The 3520-nt window shown below is 45.0% G+C and carries 3 protein-coding genes; all 3 read right to left on the bottom strand.

Going from position 1 to position 3520, the window contains the following annotated elements; all coding sequences use genetic code 11:
- A partial coding sequence (locus A596_RS10450) for a cellulose binding domain-containing protein (RefSeq protein WP_200882893.1) occupies positions 1-192 on the bottom strand: 192 nt, incomplete at its 3' end.
- Between the two features lie 108 nt (positions 193-300).
- Positions 301-2364: a beta-xylosidase family glycoside hydrolase gene (locus tag A596_RS10445; RefSeq protein ID WP_039914216.1), complete on the bottom strand. Its 2064-nt coding sequence runs from the start codon at positions 2362-2364 to the stop codon at positions 301-303.
- A 127-nt stretch (positions 2365-2491) separates the two neighbouring features.
- Positions 2492-3520: endo-1,4-beta-xylanase (locus A596_RS10440; protein WP_235425670.1), on the bottom strand; the 1029-nt coding region annotated here is incomplete at its 5' end.

The following is a 3520-nucleotide window of genomic DNA, read 5'->3' as shown; positions in this document are numbered from 1 at the left end:
AGCATTCGTATCATTTTTTACCGTAATACTCGCCACATAACCGCTACCCCATTCGTTATCGACTGAATAGGTACAGGCAGCGAAGGCGGTATTGGATAACGCAAGCAGCGTTGCGCCCAAGCCAATTACACCGCAGGTGTTGCGTAACACCTGCGGTAATAATCTGGCGGAGTTCTTTTGTTTATTCATCATGTAATCTCCGTAAATTGGAAAAGTTCTCTAGCGTTTTTAAAATTATTGTTGTTACTTTTATTGACCGAGCCGATTTTTATATTGATCCGATTTATTGACTGATTCGACTTATTGACTGATTCGATAGTAGTCAAAGTCCACATAACCACCGGTAGATTGTGTGGCGTAATTAAACAGCGCAAAGCGATAACCCATAAAATGCTTGAGATCGTAAGTCATGCGCAGGGTTGAACCGATGGCAGTCCAGTTATTGCCATCCAGGCTGTAATAAAATTTCGCTTGATCGGTTTGATTGCGAAAATCCATATCGATGCGAAAATGCACGCGGTCCTGATATAAACCCAGGCGTGTAATTTCTTGTGGATTACCCGAAGTCGTATCCACCATCACGATAGATTTATTGCCGTTGGTTTTGGTCACGCCTACATAACCGTAACGTGATTGCAATGCACCAAGGCCGGCATAATCACCATCTTTCATCGCGGCGGTTTCAAGCGCGATCCGCGCAGAACTTTGCGGGCCGAAACTGCGTTGCGTTAGCGAGTTGCGCGCAACTTCGAAATTAGCGGCAATACGTTTTGTCGTCAGTCGCAAATAACCGGGGCGATTGCTGAGCGACCATCCACTGTTATCCGGGTTGTGATTCCATTGCCATTGCAGTGGCAACGTCGATGAACCTTGCGCCCGATTGAATTCGTCGCTTGCTACAATTCCGTTTAGCCCTTTATTTTCTACTGTGAACCCCAGCTTCTGGGGCACTTTTCCATTTACCCCCATCACTGGCCAACCATCTTGCCAGCTCACAGGAACCAGATAAGGAATGCGCCCAACTGCACCGGAATCGCGAAATAAAAATGCATACCAGTTCCCTGTTGGTGTATCAATTAATCCGCCTTGGGCAATACCCTGGTCTTGTAAGGCTACACGCCCTTCGTAAGGCCCTGTTAAATTATTGGAGCGGAAAATTAATTGTGTGCGCGATTTTCCTGAAGGCCAGGTAATTAATGAAACGTAATAGCGACCATTGATTTTCTGCAGGTGGGTGCCTTCGGGGCGAACGATAAAATTCGTTCCTGCGACAGCAGACGATTTGGCAATAATAGTTTGGTTTAAACCACCGGATTTAATTGCCGAGGCATCTGCTGTTAATTCGATAATTTTTATATCGTCAATGCCGTAAGCCAGAAATGCGCGGCCATTTTCAAAAAATAATGAGCAATCATGGTACAAACCATTTAATGCTGAAACAGTCCAGGGGCCATTTTCAATATCGCGGGTTTTATAGATATACGTTTTGTTGGTGGTATAGGAAAACGTACTTACGTAATACATACCATCTACATAACGAATACTACTTGCCCATGAACCTTTCCCATAAGCGTTTTGGCCACTTTCCAGATTGAGCGCATTGGTGTTATCCAAAATATTGTACGCATAATTCACCACTGACCAATTCACCAGGTCAGTCGATTTCATAATTGGCACACCGGGGTTCATATGCATAGTGGTGCTACTCATGTAATACGCGTTGCCTACACGAATAACGGACGGATCGGGAACGTCCGCCCAAATCACTGGATTGCTTGCTTCAATCAAACCGGCGGCAGATGAAGAGCTCACAGCAATTGAAGATGCAATTGAACTTTTTGAGGAAACCGTTGCGCTTGTTGACGATGCAGCAAAACTGCTGGATGTCCTGGCGCTGGAGCTTAGTGTTGGTAATGAAGAGTTTTTGGATGAATTCGTTGACGAAACAGGCAACGAAGACACTGTCGATGTTCCGCATGGCGCTCCATTGACAACAGGAATTTCTGCTACTGCAGCACCCTTGGTTCCTTGAAAACCAAACTCTACCGTTTGATTCGGTTGGATATTCCCATTCCAGCCTAAATTTGTTGCTGAATAAGGATTGGTGCCGGAAACGTTTGCATTCCAGCTGTTACTGACACGGTTATCACTTGTGTAACGCCAATTTATCGACCAACTATTAATAGTGGTGCTTGTACTATTTGTTATTTTTATCGCCGCGGTAAAACCATTGTTCCATTGGTTGGTGATTTGATATTGGCAACTTGCATTTGCATTCAATGCGAAGAGTAAAGCAAAACAACTACCAGACATTTTTGCAAACTTTGCCGCATGGCAAATCCTTGCAATATTATTTGCACGCATGGGAATTCTCCCTAATTTTTAAATGATCACTTTTGCAAGTGATCATTTTTTATGATTGTTAAATGGGTTGTGTTTGACCAAACATCGCAGCTCAAAAAAATCCTTTTTATGAGCTGCGCTAAAACCTTTATTTATTAATGTAATTATTGAGCAACCAGGTCATTGCAGGGCGCGGTGTGCCGTTGTCCTGAATCAAGCCGGAACCTTCGATCCAGGTTCTGCCGTTCACATAACCCCAAATGGTGATGCCCTTAACGTGCGGGTGGTCCCAGAACACCGGGAAATGCGCCTGGAAGTTTTGCAGTTGGACTTGATCATTGGTATCGCCGATATCGTATTCAGAAATGTAAATGGGCTTGCCCACTTGATTCCAGATGTTATCAATCGCCGTTTTAACTTGTGCTGCAGTCATACCTTTCAATTCGTGAGCTTGCAGGCCGACCGCATCAATGTAATTACCTTGCGCTTTTGCGAGTGCGATAAATTCATTGTGTTGCCAACGAATGTTGTTGTAGTCGTTCAGAATCAGGATTGAGTTAGGGCAGTATTGGCGAGCCAACTGGAATACACGTTGAATCCAGTTATTGCCGAAGGCTTTTTGCGCATAACCTGCTGGCTGGTGACCAGGAACCGCTTCGTTAACTACATCGATCATTGCTGTGTCGGGATAACGGGCGCAGTAATCGCGGATCCATTCTTCGATTTCTGCTGCAGTTTCTGACGCGCTCAGGTTGTTGATCCAGGAGGGTGATTGCGCACCCCACACAAATGTGTGTGCTTTTACTGGAATATTATTTTGACGTGCATAAGCATAAATGCGGTCAACCGGTGCCCAGTTATAAACATCGCGAGTACCTTCAACAGATCCCCATTTGCCTTCGTTTTCCGGGGTAATCTGATTCCAGTAACGAGTAAAATCTGATCTCACTGCGCCAGAAGTGGTGATGTTGCCGATAAATTTCTTGGTAGATGCTGCACTGCTTGAACTGCGCGAGCTGCTGCTTGGAACCTGGATTACCTGGCCACCGATTGCAAAATCATCCGCGTAGTAGCTGATAGTCGTATCCGTTGCTTCGATAATGAAATGTTGGAAGGCAGTACCGGATTGTGTGTAATAACCCTCCAGCAAACGCCATTCATTTGCTGATGCAGTAAT

Origin of the sequence: Cellvibrio mixtus subsp. mixtus J3-8, assembly GCF_000766945.1 — a bacterium.
Taxonomy (GTDB): Bacteria; Pseudomonadota; Gammaproteobacteria; order Pseudomonadales; family Cellvibrionaceae; genus Cellvibrio; species Cellvibrio mixtus_A.
Note: the sequence above shows the minus strand (reverse complement) of the source record. Positions and strands in the feature narration are given on the sequence as shown.